The following is a 14,823-nucleotide window of genomic DNA, read 5'->3' as shown; positions in this document are numbered from 1 at the left end:
GGGTAAAGGCAGGGCATGCGCACAATCAAGGATGACCCAACTGGAACTTAAGGGTTCCGCAAAATCTCAACCGTCCGCTCACAGGGCTGTCCGCCGTAGAAGGCATCCAGAACGGCCTGAAATTCAGCCGGAGCGTCCGGAACCGAGGAAAACAGCGTCATGGACGAGCGCAGCTTTTTCGCATCAATCCCGCCCAGAACCTCGCTGGCGTCCCGCCCTTGGTGCAGCAGCATCAACCGGGCGGTTTCGGTCAGGCGGCGGCGCAGTTCGGGGTGGTTCAGATAACTGGTCGCCTCATCCAGATCCTCGATCCCGTAAAGCTGCGCCATGTGCGACCGGCCAAGTTCGGCCAGTTGCGGAAACACGAACCACATCCAGTGGCTGGTTTTCTGCCCCTGTTCCAACTCACGCAGGACATCGGCCCACACCGTGTCCTGCGCCTCGATAAACATATCGAGTTCGTTGTCGTCCTCGTCGATCACTTGGACAAACGCTTGTCGCGGGCGGCCAGCAGCTTCAGGCGCAGGGCGTTCAACTGGATGAAGCCTGCCGCGTCGGTCTGATCATAGGCACCTGCGTCATCCTCAAAGGTCACATGTTCCTCGGAATAAAGCGATTGATCCGACCAGCGGCCCACGGTCGAAGCCAGACCCTTGTACAGCTTCACCCGCACCGTGCCGGTGACATGTTCCTGCGACTTGTCGATGGCGGCCTGCAGCATCTCACGCTCGGGCGAGTACCAGAAGCCGTTATAGATCAGTTCCGCATATTGCGGCATCAGCTGGTCTTTCAGATGCATCGCGCCGCGGTCCATGGTGATGGATTCGATGCCGCGATGCGCTTCCAACAGGATGGTGCCGCCCGGTGTCTCGTAGATACCGCGCGATTTCATGCCCACGAACCGGCCTTCGACCAGATCCAGACGACCAATGCCGTGCTTGCCGCCGTATTCGTTCAGTTTGGTCAGCAGCGTTGCGGGGCTCATCGCCTCGCCATTGATGCTGACCGCGTCGCCTTTTTCAAAGCCGATCTCGATGAATTCGGGCTCGTTCGGCGCGTCTTCGGGGTGGACGGTGCGCTGATAGACATAGTCGGGGGCCATATCGGCGGGGTCTTCCAGAACCTTACCTTCTGACGAGGTGTGCAGCAGGTTGGCATCGACCGAGAACGGAGCCTCGCCACGCTTGTCCTTGGCAATCGGGATCTGATGCGCCTCGGCCCATTCGATCAGGCGGGTCCGGCTGGTCAGGTCCCACTCGCGCCACGGCGCAATCACCTTGATATCGGGTTCCAGCGCGTAAGCCGCCAGTTCGAACCGGACCTGATCATTGCCCTTGCCGGTTGCACCATGCGCCACCGCATCGGCCCCTGTGGCATGGGCGATATCGACCAGATGTTTCGAGATCAGCGGCCGCGCGATTGAAGTGCCCAGCAGGTACAGCCCCTCATACAGCGCATTGGCGCGGAACATCGGGAAGACGAAGTCGCGGACGAACTCTTCGCGGATATCCTCGATATAGATGTTCTCGGGCTTGATCCCCAGCATCTCGGCCTTTTGTCGTGCCGGTTCCAGCTCCTCGCCCTGACCCAGATCGGCGGTGAAGGTGATGACCTCACAGCCATACTCGGTCTGCAGCCATTTCAGAATGATCGAGGTATCGAGGCCACCGGAATAGGCCAGAACAACTTTCTTGGGCGCGGACATCTGACTTCCTTTATGCGTAGAACGCTTGGCCCCTAGCGGGTTTTGAACGCGGGGGCAAGTTATGTGCGTTGACCGCAGGCGGGAATTAAGGTGAAACGGGCGGAAAGAGAACAAGGATTGGTTGAGAGGGCGGTTTTCAGGATGTTGTTCAGAAGCTTTCGCCAGAAATCAATGACCACGTTTCGAACAACCTTTGCTTTGCCGTTAGTCGTGGCAGGATTGTTGCCGTTACTTGGGAAGACGGCGGTGGCGCAAGAGGTTTTCGACTGCGGCCCTACAACCTTTCATATTCAGAATATTGGCTCCAAAATACTACTGTCAGTTCCAGGGTTTTCCTCGTTTGAGTTGGAAACAGAAACGAGTTGTAAACTGCAAGGCAAGTGCCCGTTCGTGGTGAGCATTGGTGATACCGGACAATCCTGGGGACGAGCTTTTGAGACGGAAATCAATGGCCTCTGCGCGTCGACCAAGAAAAACTCAGAGACTTACGAGAATAGTTACTTTCGAGAACGTGGCGACTATCGTTTTGTCTTCAAAGAAGCCACGGTCAAAAGAACAACTATTTCTATCCCATCGGGAAAAATCAACTTAATCGAAGTGCGCTACCATACGTTGCCTGACGACTACGGGTGGACGCTGTTTCATGGCGACGACGTGAACGGAGCCACTATGAAGCAGGACATAATTCTTCGGAGTATCTCCATTACGGATTAAGAACGCGGGTTTTCGCGCTGTGATCATCTGTGTCAAAATCCATGCTGACATGTGAGGACGACCCGATACCGCCGTGATAGCCGAAAGATGTCATACTGCGTTGTCTTCATTTTGTTGCTCTTTTTCTTCGGATACGGCACTGAGCCCCCATGACCGATTTCATGACCCGCGCCCGCGCCGCCGAACAGGCGATGCGCTCTGTGTTTCCGGCGACGCCTTTGCAGCGCAATGCCCATCTGTCTGATCGCTACGGGGCCGATATCTGGCTGAAACGAGAAGACCTCAGCCCGGTGCGGTCCTACAAGATTCGCGGTGCGTTCAACGCGATGCGCAAGCAGCAGGGGCAGGATCTGTTCGTCTGTGCCAGCGCGGGCAATCACGCGCAGGGCGTGGCGTTCATGTGCAAGCATCTGAACGTGCGTGGTGTGATCTTCATGCCGGTCACGACACCGCAGCAGAAAATCCAGAAAACCCGCATCTTTGGCGGGGAGAATATCGAGATCCACCTGTCCGGCGACTATTTCGATGACACTCTGGCTGCCGCGCAGGCATGGTGTGCCCAGCAGGGCGGGCATTTCCTGTCGCCTTTCGATGATGAGGATGTGATCGAGGGGCAGGCCTCATTGGCGGTCGAGATCGAGGAACAACTGGGCGGGCTGCCGGATCATGTGATCCTGCCGGTGGGCGGGGGCGGCATGTCCTCGGGCGTGGCGACGTGGTTCGGGGATCGGACCCATTGCCTGTTTGTCGAACCGAAAGGCGGGGCTTGCCTGCATGCGGCAATGGCGGCGGGGCATCCGGTGGCGCTGGATCACGTCGATAATTTCGTCGATGGCGCGGCGGTGGGCCGGATCGGCGCGAAGCCGTTTGAGTTGCTGAAATCGCGTCACCTTTCGGACGTGCTGGTCCTGTCCGAGGACCGGATTTGCACCACCATGATCGAGATGCTGAATGTCGAAGGCATCGTGCTGGAACCCGCCGGGGCGCTGGCGATTGAAGCCATTGCCGATGTGCAGAGTTTCATTCGCGGCAAGACAGTGGTCTGCGTCACCTCGGGCGGGAATTTCGATTTCGAACGCCTGCCCGAGGTCAAGGAACGCGCGCAGCGTTACTCGGGCGTCAAGAAATACTTCATCCTGCGCCTGCCGCAACGCCCTGGCGCGTTGAAAGAGTTCCTGAACATCCTCGGACCCGAGGATGATATCGCCCGGTTCGAATACATGAAGAAATCGGCGCGCAATTTCGGCTCGGTCCTGATCGGGATTGAAACCCGCAAGCCCGAGAATTTCATGCGCCTGTTCGCGCATCTGGACGAGGCCGGGTTTACCTATACCGACATCACCGAGGATGAGACGCTGGCCCAGTTCGTGATCTAAAGCAGGTTCCGGGCCAGGTCGGCCTGAAAGACGGATTTCGATTCATCATAAGCGGTAAGGATTGCCGGGATATCCACATCCGCAGGCTGCCCTGCGGCGGCGCGGCGTTCGCCATCCTGACAAAGTTTCGAGAACCGATCGAACCCAAGGCTCAGCGCGCTGCCCTTGAGGAAATGCAGGTTCTGTTCCAGATCACGCCGTGCGGGGTCGTTTTGCAGGCGCACGATCACCTCCTGCACCTCGTCCAGGAAGATGTCGACCACCTCGTCAAACTCCTCGGCGCCGACCTCGTCCCGCAATTGTCTGACCCTGGGCCAGTGAATCATGGCCGCCCCCTGCATCGGATTGCTCATGCCGGAAGGTAGCCCTCCGCCAGTAAACAGGCGGTTAAGCGAAGCCCTTCACCGGATGTTAAACTCGCCCGCGATAGGGTCGCGCTGTCGGGTCAGGGAACGCAGCGCAGGGTTTTCACAGTGTCACAGACCTTTCCAAAGGATGTCAGGTCCGATCAGGGCTTCGGCGCGATCCGCAAGGTTCTGGTCGTTGATGACAGCCGTTTGCAGCGCCGCATTCTGGTGGCCTCGCTCAAGAAATGGGGCTTTGAGGTGCTGGAGGCCGATAATGGCGAGGCCGCGCTGAACTTATGCGATGGCGATCCGCCGGACCTTGTGCTGAGCGATTGGATCATGCCGGGCATGAGCGGGCTGGAATTCTGCCGCGCCTTTCGCGCGCTGGAGACCGAGCAATACAGCTATTTCATCCTGTTGACCTCAAAAAGCGAAAAGCAGGAGGTGGCGAAGGGGCTGGATGCCGGGGCCGATGATTTCCTGATCAAACCGCTTGAGGCGGATGAGCTGCGTGCGCGTATCTCGGCCGGCGCCCGTATTCTGGATATGCAGCGCGAACTGTCCGAGAAAAACAAGATGATCGCATCGGCGCTGGAGGAACTGAAGCTTGCCCATGACGCGATCGACAAGGATCTGATTCAGGCGCGTAAAATTCAGGATTCGCTGGTGCCCGAACTGACCCGCACGTTCGGCAACTCGCGGGTCAGCCTGCTGCTGAAACCCTGCGGCCATATTGGGGGCGATCTGGTGGGCATGTTCTCACCCGGCGTCAACCGGCTGGGGTTTTACAGTATCGACGTGTCCGGCCACGGCATCACCTCGGCGATGATGACGGCGCGGCTTGGCGGTTATCTGTCCAGCACGCATTTCGATCAGAACGTCGCGATGGAAAAGCGGTTCAACAAGTTTTATGCTCTGCTGCCGCCCGAGGAAGTGGCCGAAATGCTCAATTGTCGCCTGATGGCCGATGCCGGGGTCGAGGAGTACTTCACCATGGTTTACGCCATTGTGGACCTGCGCAATGGGCATCTGAAAATGGTGCAGGCGGGGCACCCGCACCCGCTGCTGTTGCGCCGCGATGGCAGCACAGAGTTTCTGGGTGAGGGCGGATTGCCCATCGGTCTGCTGCCGGATGTGTCCTTTCAGCAGATCGAAACGCATCTGAACCCCGGCGACAAGCTTTTGCTGTATTCCGACGGGTTTACCGAATGCCAGATGGCGGATGGCGAAATGCTCGACGAAGACGGGCTGCGCCGGATGGCGCAGGAGTGCGCGGTAGGGCAGAGCGGCCCCGAGTTTCTGGAGGATATGTTTTGGCGATTGTCCGAGACCCTGTCCCCCGGCAGCGGGACGGATGACGATGTGTCGGCGGTGTTCTTCGAATATAACGGCCCCTAAAGCTCGTTCAAATGCTGTTGGGCGAAATGGCGGTCGCCGTCATTGCCAAGCAACTCTACCGCGTCGGCGCAGTCCATCCAAAGCGCCTCGTGAAACGGCTCGGAGGGCGGGCCCATTCGGCGCACCGGGCGGGCGCGGTAGATCAGGCAGATTTTCTCGGCCCACAGGTCATATTCCGGCATATAGGTGAAGCGGCGGAACGCGCCGACGCGGCGGGGCGCAGCCACAAGCCAGCCGGTTTCTTCGAACACTTCGCGGTGCAGGGCGGTGACAGGCGATTCGCCCGGGTCGATTCCGCCGCCGGGCAATTGCAGATCCGGCCCCGGTTCGGTCTGGCAGGTCAGCAAAAGATGCCGGCCGCGCGGCAGCAGGGCATAGACGCCGACACGCCGAGTATACGTCCGCCCGGCTTCGGGGCTTTCACCGAACCGTCTGATCATGTATGGCCCCTTACAACCCAATCTGTACGACCTATATGGTGCCGGTATGCCAACCTGTGGCGTGTAAGGAAACCCCATGTCTCTTGGAACGAAAATCGCGTGGGACGATACCGTCCTGCCCTTTCAACTCGATGTATCGGATATGCGCGGCCGCGTGGCCCGGCTGGATGGCGTGCTGGACGGCATCCTGAAGCAGCACGACTATCCCGAACAGGTCGAGGCGCTGGTGGCCGAGATGGCCCTGCTGACCGCGTTGATCGGCCAGACGGTATCCTTGCGCTGGAAGCTGTCGCTGCAGGTGCAATCCAAGGGCGCGGTGCGCATGATCGCAACCGATTACTACGCCCCGAAGGTCGAGGGTGAACCAGCCCGCATTCGCGCCTATGCCAGCTTCGACCGGGATCGGCTGACCGACAGCGCGCCCTTCGATCAGGTGGGTGAGGGCTATTTCGCCATAATGATTGATCAGGGCGAGGGCACGCAGCCCTATCAGGGGATCACGCCCCTTGCCGGAGGCTCGATCAGCGCCTGCGCCGAGGCGTATTTTGCCCAATCCGAGCAGTTGCCAACCCGGTTTTCCCTGAGCTTCGGCAAATCGACCGAGCCCGGTGTCGGTGAACACTGGCGCGCGGGCGGGATCATGTTGCAGCATATGCCCAAAGCCTCACCCTTTGCCGCATCAGGCGAGGGTACCGGGGAAATCCTCACCGCTGCCGATCTGGTCGACGGGGAAGAGGGTGAGAACTGGGGCCGCGTCAACATCCTGCTGGATACGGTCGAGGACCTGGAAATGATCGGCCCTTCGGTTGCACCCACCGACCTGCTGATCCGTCTGTTTCACGAGGAAGGCCCGCGGGTCTTTGACGCGCAGGCAGTGCAGTTCGGCTGCACCTGTTCCGAGGATCGCGTGCGCCAAAGCCTGTCGATCTATTCGGCCAAGGACATCGAAAAGATGACCACGCCCGAGGGCGATGTGACCGCCGACTGCCAGTTCTGCGGCGCGCATTACGTCCTTGATCCGGCGACGGTCGGGTTCGATGCCGATGATGCTACAGGTGCATGACCCCAGCGCCATGATCCGGGCGGCTTTGGGCCGCCCCGGTCACGGGTCGAGCGATTTTGACCTGAACCCGGAAACCGTTCTGCCGCCAGGGCGCAAGCTGCGCCCGGCGGGGGTTCTGGTGCCAATCTCGGTCACAGGCGACGCGCCGCGTCTGATCCTGACGAAACGGTCCTCGGCCCTGAAACACCATCCCGGCCAGATCGCCTTTCCGGGCGGCAAGCAGGACGAAGGCGATGTGGATGTCACCGCCGCCGCCTTGCGTGAGGCGCAAGAGGAAATCGGCCTGCCCCGGGACTTGCCCGAGGTTCTGGGCTTTTTGCCGACGCATGAAACGGTGACCTCGTTCTCGGTCACGCCGGTGGTTGCGATCATCCGGCAGCCGTTTCAGGTCATCCCCGAACCGGGCGAGGTGGATGAGGTGTTCTCGGTGCCGCTCTCTCATGTGTTGGACCCGGCAAACTACCTGATCGAGTCGCGCCGCTGGCGTGGCCACAGGCGAAAATACTTCACAGTGCCCTTCGGTCCCTATTACATCTGGGGCGCGACGGCTCGCATCCTGCGGGGGCTGGCAGCACGGGTGAGTGAATGAAGCAGATCAAAGCGCCGTGGGTTTCGGAACCTGCGACTCAGGCGGTATGTGCCGCTCTGACCGGATCAGGCGCGCAGGCGCTGTTTGTCGGTGGCTGCGTGCGCAATGCTCTGCTGGGCGCGCCGGTCTCGGATATCGACATCGCCACCGATGCGCGCCCGGACAGGGTGGTCGAACTGGCGCAAGGCGCGGGTCTCAAGGCGATCCCAACCGGCATGGATCACGGCACGATCACCGTGGTCAGCCAGGGCATCCCGCACGAGATCACCACCTTCCGCCGCGATGTCGAAACCGACGGGCGGCGCGCCGTTGTGGCGTTTTCTGACACGGTCGAGGAAGACGCGGCGCGGCGCGATTTCACCATGAACGCGATCTACGCCCGGCCCGATGGCTCCGTGTTAGACCCGCTTGACGGCCTGCCGGACCTTGAGGCGCGGCATGTGCGTTTCATCGGAACGGCGGCGCATCGCATTCGCGAGGACTATCTGCGCTCACTGCGTTATTTCCGGTTTCACGCTTGGTACGGCAACCCCGAGGCCGGGTTCGATGCCGACGCGCTGGCGGCGATTTCGGCAAATCTGGAAGGCTTGGCAGGGTTGTCTCGCGAACGGGTCGGGGCGGAATTGTTGAAACTGCTGGGCGCGCCCGATCCGGCCCCGTCCGTGGCGGCAATGCGCAGCGCCGGTGTTTTGGCGCAGCTGCTGCCGGGGGCGGATGACCGGGCGCTGGCCCCGTTGATCCATCTGGAACAGGCCGCAGGGGCGACACCGGACCCAGTGCGCCGACTGGCCGCGATCGCAACGCCAGAGGACGCCGCCACTCTGCGCCTTAGCCGCGCGCAACTGCAGCGCCTGACCCGAATGCGGGACGAGGCCGCCGGGACAACCAGCGTTGCCGAACTGGGGTACCGGTACGGGGATGAGGGCGGTTTGCACGAAACCCTGCTGCGCTACGCCTTTCTGGAACAGCCATGGTCCGACGACCTGAAAACCGCGCTGCATCATGGGGCCGCCGCCCGGTTCCCGATCAAGGCCGCAGACCTGATCCCCGATTTCACCGGCCCCGCGCTAGGCAAAAAACTGGCCGAGCTGGAGGCGCGCTGGATCGCCTCGGGATTTGCCCTGACCCGCGACGATCTGCTGTCAGAATAGCGGGAAGTCTCAAAAGGGGATGACAAATTCGCGCGTTTGTGGTTACGTGCGCCTGTACCTGATTTGGAGGGAGGCATGCGAATGTATTACGGGATCTGGTTCGGCTAAAGCCGGAACGCTCGACCCGTAGGGGTGGTGTTCTGGCGCCATCTTTCTTCGCACGTCCTTATTTACCCGCTCAATCGGAGCACCCTCCATGTTTCGCTATTTCGAAAACCTTGTTGACCCTTTTGTTGCTTATACGGAATCCGACAGGCCGCCGACGCGGTTGTGGCCGTTCATGCTGGACTACTCGCGCCCGTTTTTCCGGGTGTTCTTCTGGGCGGGGCTGATCTCGGTCATCGTGGCGGGGGTCGAGATCGGGCTGATCTATTATATGGGCCGTGTTGTCGACTTGCTGGGCGGGTCTCCGTCCGAGGTCTGGCAGGAGCACGGGACCGAGTTGCTGCTGATGGCTGCATTTGTTCTGTTTCTGCGGCCCCTGCTGCATCTGGTCGATGTTCTGCTGTTGAACAACACGATCCTGCCGAATTTCGGCACGCTGATCCGTTGGCGTGCGCATAAACACGTCCTGCGCCAGTCGGTCGGCTGGTTCGAGAACGATTTCGCCGGGCGCATCGCCAACCGCATCATGCAGACCCCGCCCGCGGCGGGGGAGGTGGTGTTTCAGGTCTTTGACGCCATTTCCTTCTCGCTCGCGTACATGATCGGCGCCGCGATCCTGCTCTATGCCGCTGATCCGCGCCTGCTGATCCCGCTGCTGATCTGGTTTGTCTTCTACGCCCTGCTGGTGCGCTGGACGGTGCGGCGGGTCGGGCCTGCGTCCAAGGCGGCCTCGGACGCGCGGTCGACCGTGACCGGGCGGGTGGTGGACAGCTATACCAACATCCACTCGGTCAAGATGTTCGCCCATGACACGCAGGAACTGGACTATGCGCGCGAAGCGATCGAGGAAACCCGTCGCACTTTTCAGATCGAGATGCGAATCTTCACCATCATGGATGCCGTGCTGGTTGCGCTGAACGGTCTGCTGATCGTGGGTGTTGTGGGTTGGGCGATTTCGCTGTGGATGCAGGGCAGCGCCTCGGTCGGTGTGGTCGCGGCGGCAACCGCCCTGACCCTGCGGTTGAACGCCATGACCGGCTGGATCATGTGGGCGCTGACCAGTTTCTTCCGTGAATTGGGGATCGTCTCGGAAGGGATGGAAACGATTGCCCAGCCCATCGATCTGCTAGATGTGTCTGGCGCGAAACCGCTGAACCTGACCAAAGGTGAGATTCAGGTGCGCGACCTGTCGCACCACTACGGTCGCACAACTGGCGGGCTGGATCACGTCAATATGACCATCCAACCGGGTGAAAAGATCGGCCTGATCGGGCGGTCCGGGGCCGGGAAATCGACCCTGGTGAAGCTGCTTTTGCGGTTTTACGATGTCGAACGCGGTGCGATCCTGATCGACGATCAGAACATTGCGCACGTGACGCAGGACAGCCTGCGCAGCCATATCGGCATGGTGCAGCAGGACAGCGCCTTGCTGCACCGCTCGGTCCGCGACAACATCCTCTATGGTCGTCCTAACGCGACCGAGGCGCAAATGATTGCCGCCGCAAAACAGGCCGAGGCGCATGAATTCATCCTTGACCTGCAGGACCCGCAAGGGCGCACCGGCTATGACGCGCATGTGGGTGAACGCGGCGTGAAACTGTCCGGCGGTCAGCGGCAGCGGGTGACGCTGGCCCGGGTAATCCTGAAAGACGCGCCGATCCTGCTGTTGGACGAGGCGACATCCGCCCTAGATTCCGAGGTCGAAGCATCCATTCAGGAGACCCTCTACGGTATGATGCAGGGTAAAACCGTGATCGCCATTGCCCACCGGCTGAGCACCATTGCCCAGATGGACCGCATTCTGGTGATGGATGCGGGCCGGATCGTCGAAGAGGGTACCCATGCTGATCTGCTGGCGCAGGGCGGCCTTTACGCGCAGTTCTGGGCGCGGCAATCTGGGGGCTTCATGAACCCGGAGGCCGCTGAATGAGGATCGCCGACCTCATCAACCCGTTCAAGGACATTGAAACGCCCCCGCCGCAAATGCTGGGGGCGTTCATTCGCTGGAGCCTGTCCGGGGCATGGCCCATGCTGTTCGTGGCTGCGTTCTTTTCGGCCTTCGCCGGCACGATGGAGGCCGGAACCGCTTGGATTCTGGGTCGCGTCATCGATGTCGCAACCGCCAGCGGACCGGAAGATTTCCTGAGAGCGGAAAACCTGTGGCTCATATTCGGTGCGGTGGCGTTCTTCATGCTGCTGCGCCCGGTCTTCTTCGGGCTGTCCGCGCTGTCAAACAATTACATCGTCATGCCCAACATCACGCCGCTGGTTCTCGCCAAGCTGAACCGCTGGACGCTGGGCCAATCCGTCACCTATTTCGACGACGATTTTGCCGGTCGCATTGCGCAGAAGCAGATGCAGACCTCGAACGCGATGGCCTCGGTGGTGTCGGAAACGATCAGTGCGATTGTCTTTGCGCTGGCCTCATTGATGGGCTCTTTGCTTTTGTTAGGGTCTATTCATCCGCTGGTGATGCTGCCCTTTGTCGCCTGGCTTGTGGTCTACTTCCTGCTGGTGCGCTGGTATCTGCCGCGCATTCGCGTGCGCTCGGCGGCGCGGGCCGGGGCGCGGGCGATGGTGTCGGGGCAGGTGGTGGACACGATCACCAACATCAAAACGGTAAAGCTGTTTGCCCATGCCGAATTCGAGGATCAGGCGGCGCGGAACGCGATGGTCGATCTGCGTGAGAAGTCTTTGGATTTCGGGCGGCTCTCGGCCAGCTTCCGGTTCATCCTGATGACGCTGGCAGGCATTCTGCCGGTGCTGCTGCTGGGGGCGACGCTGTGGCTGTGGCAGTTCGGCATGGCGACGCCCGGGGATATCGTTGCGGCAGGCGCGATCTCGATCCGGATCGCGCAGATGACCGGTTGGGTCAGTTTCACGCTCATGGGCCTTTATGCGAATGTGGGCGAGATCGAGAACGGCATGAAAACCCTGGCCAAGCGCGACCGGGTCGAGGATCTGGCGCAGGCCGCTGAGTTGGCAGTGACCGAAGGCAGTATCGCTTTCGATGCGGTTAGTTTTGCTTACGGCCGCGATATCGGCGGTGTAACGGACCTGAATCTGATGGTGCAGCCCGGTGAGAAACTGGGCATCGTCGGCGCGTCGGGGGCCGGGAAATCCACCCTCGTTTCACTGTTGCTCAGGCTCTATGACGGTGAAAAAGGTGCAATCCGCATTGACGGGCAGGATGTCTCGCAGGTCACGCAGGACAGTCTGCGCCGTCAGATCGGTATGGTCACGCAGGAAACCGCGATGTTCAATCGCTCTGCGCGCGAGAATATCCTCTATGGCCGCCCCGACGCGACCGAGGCAGACCTGATCGAAGCGGCGCACAAGGCTGAGGCGCATGAGTTCATTCTGGGCCTGAAGGATGCGCATGGGCGCACGGGCTATGATGCCCATCTGGGCGAACGGGGCGTGAAACTCTCCGGCGGTCAGCGGCAACGCATCGCACTGGCCCGCGCCATTCTGAAGGACGCACCGATTCTGGTGCTGGATGAGGCAACCTCGGCGCTGGATTCCGAGGTTGAGGCGTCGATCCAGACCGCTCTGCATCGGGTGATGCAGGGCAAAACGGTTCTGGCAATCGCCCATCGCCTGTCGACGCTCAGCGAAATGGACCGGATCGTCGTTCTGGACCACGGGCGCATCGTGGAGAGCGGAACGCATGAGGCGCTGTTGGAACAAGGAGGGCTTTACGCCCGGTTCTGGCATCGCCAGTCTGGCGGCTTCATTCAGGCGGAAGCTGCCGAATAAGGGCTTCTGACGAATCAAGCATCGAAATGCGCGTTCGACCGAAGGGAGAGGCAGCGTATGTCGATCCAATACAAATGCAAAAGACCCAAAGGGGTTTTTTTGTCCGCAAAGCCCGGCTATCAGGCCGGTCATGAGGCAGAACTTCACCATTAACCGTTTAGGGCATCAGGGCGACGGCATTGCCGACGGCCCGGTCCACGCCCCGCGCACCTTGCCGGGTGAGGAGGTCAGCGGCGTGCTCGACGGGCAGGTTCTGACCGATATCCGCATTGAAACGCCCTCGGATCAGCGGGTGAAAACGCCCTGCCGCCACTACAAGGCTTGCGGGGGGTGCCAGTTGCAGCACGCCTCGGACGCGTTTGTGGCCGATTGGAAGGTGGCGGTGGTGCGCAACGCGCTGACCGCGCAGGGGCTCGATGCCCCGATGCGGCCCATCCATACTTCACCCGAACGATCCCGCCGCCGTGCGACCATTGCGGTCAGGCGGACGAAAAAGGGGACACTTGCCGGATTCCATGGCCGCGCCTCGGATACCATCACCGAAATCCCCGAATGCCACCTGCTGGACCCGGCCCTGATCGCTGCCATTCCCGTGGCCGAAGCACTGGCAGTGTTGGGCGGCAGCCGTAAAGGTGTGCTGGCCGTGACCCTGACCCTGTCCGAATCCGGTTTGGACGTGGCGGTCAAAGGCGGCAAGCCGCTGGATGGCCCGCTGGAACTGGCACTGGCGCAGGCGACCGAAAAACACGGGCTGGCGCGGCTCAGTTGGGACGGTGAGGTGATCGCCATGCGCCATCCGCCCGTGCAGCGGTTCGGAAGCGCCGAAGTGACGCCGCCGCCGGGGGCCTTTCTGCAGGCGACGAAAGATGGTGAACAGGCTCTAACACAGGCGGTTTCCGAGGCAACCGAAGGCGCGAAGCGCATCGTCGATCTGTTTGCGGGCAGCGGTACCTTCTCGCTACCGCTGGCACAATCCGCTGAAATCCACGCGGTCGAAGGCGAGGCTGCGATGACGCAAGCGCTGGATCAGGGCTGGCGCCGCGCGCGGCGCCTGAAACGCGTCACCAGCGAGGCGCGCGACCTGTTTCGCCGACCGCTGATGCCGGATGAACTGAAAACCTTTGATGCGGTCGTACTGGACCCGCCCCGAGCCGGGGCCGAGGCGCAGGTGGCGGAACTGGCACAGGCCAAACGCCCGGTGATCGCTTATGTCTCGTGCAACCCGGTCACGTTCGCACGGGATGCTAAAACGTTGGTTAACGCGGGCTACACCCTTGAATGGGTACAGGTCGTTGACCAATTTCGATGGTCGTCACATACGGAACTTGCCGCGCGGTTTGTGCTGAACCCCGCAACTTGAGCAGACAGGAAAGAGGCAGACATGGGGTTCAAGCAGCGTTTGCTGTCCATTATCGAAGCGCCCGCCTTCGGGCGGTTCATCACCGGCGTTATCATCTTTAATGCGATCCTGCTGGGGATGGAGACCTCACCCACCCTGATGGAGGCGGCTGGCCCTGTGATCGTGATCCTGGACAAGCTGTGCCTTGCCATCTTTGTGGCCGAGATTGCGATGAAACTGATCGCCACGGGTCGTCGGTTTTTCACAAGCGGTTGGAATATCTTTGATTTTCTGATCGTCGGCATCGCTCTTGTGCCCAGCGCAGGCAGCCTGTCGGTGCTGCGGGCGCTGCGGATTCTGCGGGTCCTGCGCGTCATCTCGGTCGCTCCGCGCCTGCGCCGGGTGGTCGAAGGCTTCATCTCGGCCTTGCCCGGCATGGCCAGCGTGTTCCTGTTGATGGCGATCCTGTTCTATATCGGCGCGGTGATTTCGACCAAGCTGTTCTCATATTCCTTCCCCGACTGGTTCGGCGATCTGGGCCTGTCGGCCTATACGCTGTTCCAGATCATGACGCTGGAAAGCTGGTCCATGGGCATCGTCCGCCCTGTAATGGAGGTGTATCCCTATGCCTGGCTGTTCTTCGTGCCCTTCATCATGGTTACCACGTTCGCGGTGGTGAACCTGCTGGTGGGTTTGATCGTGAATTCGATGCAGGATGCGCATCACGCCGAAGACGAAGTGAAAACCGACGCTTACCGGGATGAGGTGCTGGAGCGGTTGGAAAACATCGAACGCCGCCTGATTGAGCAGGCAAACAGCAAAAAGTGATTTCAGTTT

The 14,823-nt window shown here is 60.8% G+C and carries 14 protein-coding genes; 10 read left to right on the top strand and 4 right to left on the bottom strand.

Annotated features, from left to right (window positions below; all coding sequences use genetic code 11):
• Positions 1 to 47: 47 nt before the first annotated feature.
• Both ACR0NJ_RS15725 and ACR0NJ_RS15720 read right to left on the bottom strand, forming a co-directional pair.
• A complete protein-coding gene (locus ACR0NJ_RS15725) occupies positions 48 to 452 on the bottom strand; it encodes a DUF1810 domain-containing protein (protein ID WP_480818170.1) in 405 nt (134 codons plus the stop codon).
• Positions 453 to 478: 26 nt separating this feature from the next.
• Positions 479 to 1,705 carry an argininosuccinate synthase gene (locus ACR0NJ_RS15720; protein ID WP_480818078.1) on the bottom strand — a complete coding sequence of 409 codons (1,227 nt, stop codon included), beginning with the start codon at positions 1,703 to 1,705 and terminating at the stop codon, positions 479 to 481.
• A 90-nt stretch (positions 1,706 to 1,795) separates the two neighbouring features.
• On the opposite strand from ACR0NJ_RS15720, the gene ACR0NJ_RS15715 reads away from it, so the two are divergent.
• The gene (locus ACR0NJ_RS15715; protein ID WP_480818077.1) at positions 1,796 to 2,419 is read left to right on the top strand and encodes a hypothetical protein; all 624 of its coding nucleotides are present in this window, start codon (positions 1,796 to 1,798) and stop codon (positions 2,417 to 2,419) included.
• 149 nt (positions 2,420 to 2,568) lie between these two features.
• A complete protein-coding gene (ilvA, locus tag ACR0NJ_RS15710; protein ID WP_480818076.1) occupies positions 2,569 to 3,795 on the top strand; it encodes a threonine ammonia-lyase IlvA in 1,227 nt (408 codons plus the stop codon).
• Here the strand turns inward: ilvA and ACR0NJ_RS15705 are convergent.
• Positions 3,792 to 4,121 carry an Hpt domain-containing protein gene (locus ACR0NJ_RS15705; RefSeq protein WP_480818075.1) on the bottom strand — a complete coding sequence of 110 codons (330 nt, stop codon included), beginning with the start codon at positions 4,119 to 4,121 and terminating at the stop codon, positions 3,792 to 3,794. The two genes, ilvA and ACR0NJ_RS15705, sit on opposite strands and share 4 nt — an antisense overlap.
• A 147-nt stretch (positions 4,122 to 4,268) precedes the next feature.
• Between ACR0NJ_RS15705 and ACR0NJ_RS15700 the strand changes: the two genes are divergently transcribed.
• A complete protein-coding gene (locus ACR0NJ_RS15700) occupies positions 4,269 to 5,540 on the top strand; it encodes a PP2C family protein-serine/threonine phosphatase (RefSeq protein WP_480818074.1) in 1,272 nt (423 codons plus the stop codon).
• On the opposite strand, the gene ACR0NJ_RS15695 is transcribed toward ACR0NJ_RS15700, so the two are convergent.
• Positions 5,537 to 5,980 carry an NUDIX hydrolase gene (locus tag ACR0NJ_RS15695; RefSeq protein WP_480818073.1) on the bottom strand — a complete coding sequence of 148 codons (444 nt, stop codon included), beginning with the start codon at positions 5,978 to 5,980 and terminating at the stop codon, positions 5,537 to 5,539. The genes ACR0NJ_RS15700 and ACR0NJ_RS15695 overlap by 4 nt on opposite strands.
• Positions 5,981 to 6,056: 76 nt before the next feature.
• On the opposite strand from ACR0NJ_RS15695, the gene hslO reads away from it, so the two are divergent.
• From hslO to ACR0NJ_RS15660, 7 genes are all read left to right on the top strand, one after another.
• Entirely contained in the window at positions 6,057 to 7,043 is a 987-nt protein-coding gene (hslO, locus tag ACR0NJ_RS15690) for an Hsp33 family molecular chaperone HslO (RefSeq protein ID WP_480818072.1), read from the top strand.
• A complete protein-coding gene (locus tag ACR0NJ_RS15685; RefSeq protein WP_480818071.1) occupies positions 7,018 to 7,632 on the top strand; it encodes a CoA pyrophosphatase in 615 nt (204 codons plus the stop codon). Before hslO ends, ACR0NJ_RS15685 begins: the two co-directional genes overlap by 26 nt.
• Positions 7,629 to 8,783 (top strand): CCA tRNA nucleotidyltransferase, encoded by a 1,155-nt coding sequence (locus ACR0NJ_RS15680; RefSeq protein ID WP_480818070.1) that lies wholly within the window; start codon positions 7,629 to 7,631, stop codon positions 8,781 to 8,783. Before ACR0NJ_RS15685 ends, ACR0NJ_RS15680 begins: the two co-directional genes overlap by 4 nt.
• 196 nt (positions 8,784 to 8,979) lie before the next feature.
• On the top strand, positions 8,980 to 10,818 hold the full coding sequence (locus tag ACR0NJ_RS15675; RefSeq protein WP_480818069.1) for an ABC transporter ATP-binding protein: 1,839 nt from the start codon (positions 8,980 to 8,982) through the stop codon (positions 10,816 to 10,818).
• The gene (locus ACR0NJ_RS15670; RefSeq protein WP_480818068.1) at positions 10,815 to 12,647 is read left to right on the top strand and encodes an ABC transporter ATP-binding protein; all 1,833 of its coding nucleotides are present in this window, start codon (positions 10,815 to 10,817) and stop codon (positions 12,645 to 12,647) included. Before ACR0NJ_RS15675 ends, ACR0NJ_RS15670 begins: the two co-directional genes overlap by 4 nt.
• Positions 12,648 to 12,777: 130 nt before the next feature.
• Complete coding sequence (locus tag ACR0NJ_RS15665) at positions 12,778 to 14,007, top strand: class I SAM-dependent RNA methyltransferase (protein ID WP_480818067.1); 1,230 nt, start codon at positions 12,778 to 12,780, stop codon at positions 14,005 to 14,007.
• A gap of 21 nt (positions 14,008 to 14,028) precedes the next feature.
• The gene (locus tag ACR0NJ_RS15660) at positions 14,029 to 14,814 is read left to right on the top strand and encodes an ion transporter (protein ID WP_480818066.1); all 786 of its coding nucleotides are present in this window, start codon (positions 14,029 to 14,031) and stop codon (positions 14,812 to 14,814) included.
• Positions 14,815 to 14,823: the final 9 nt, after the last annotated feature.

Source organism: Ruegeria sp. F11, from assembly GCF_056533855.1.
Note: the sequence above shows the minus strand (reverse complement) of the source record. Positions and strands in the feature narration are given on the sequence as shown.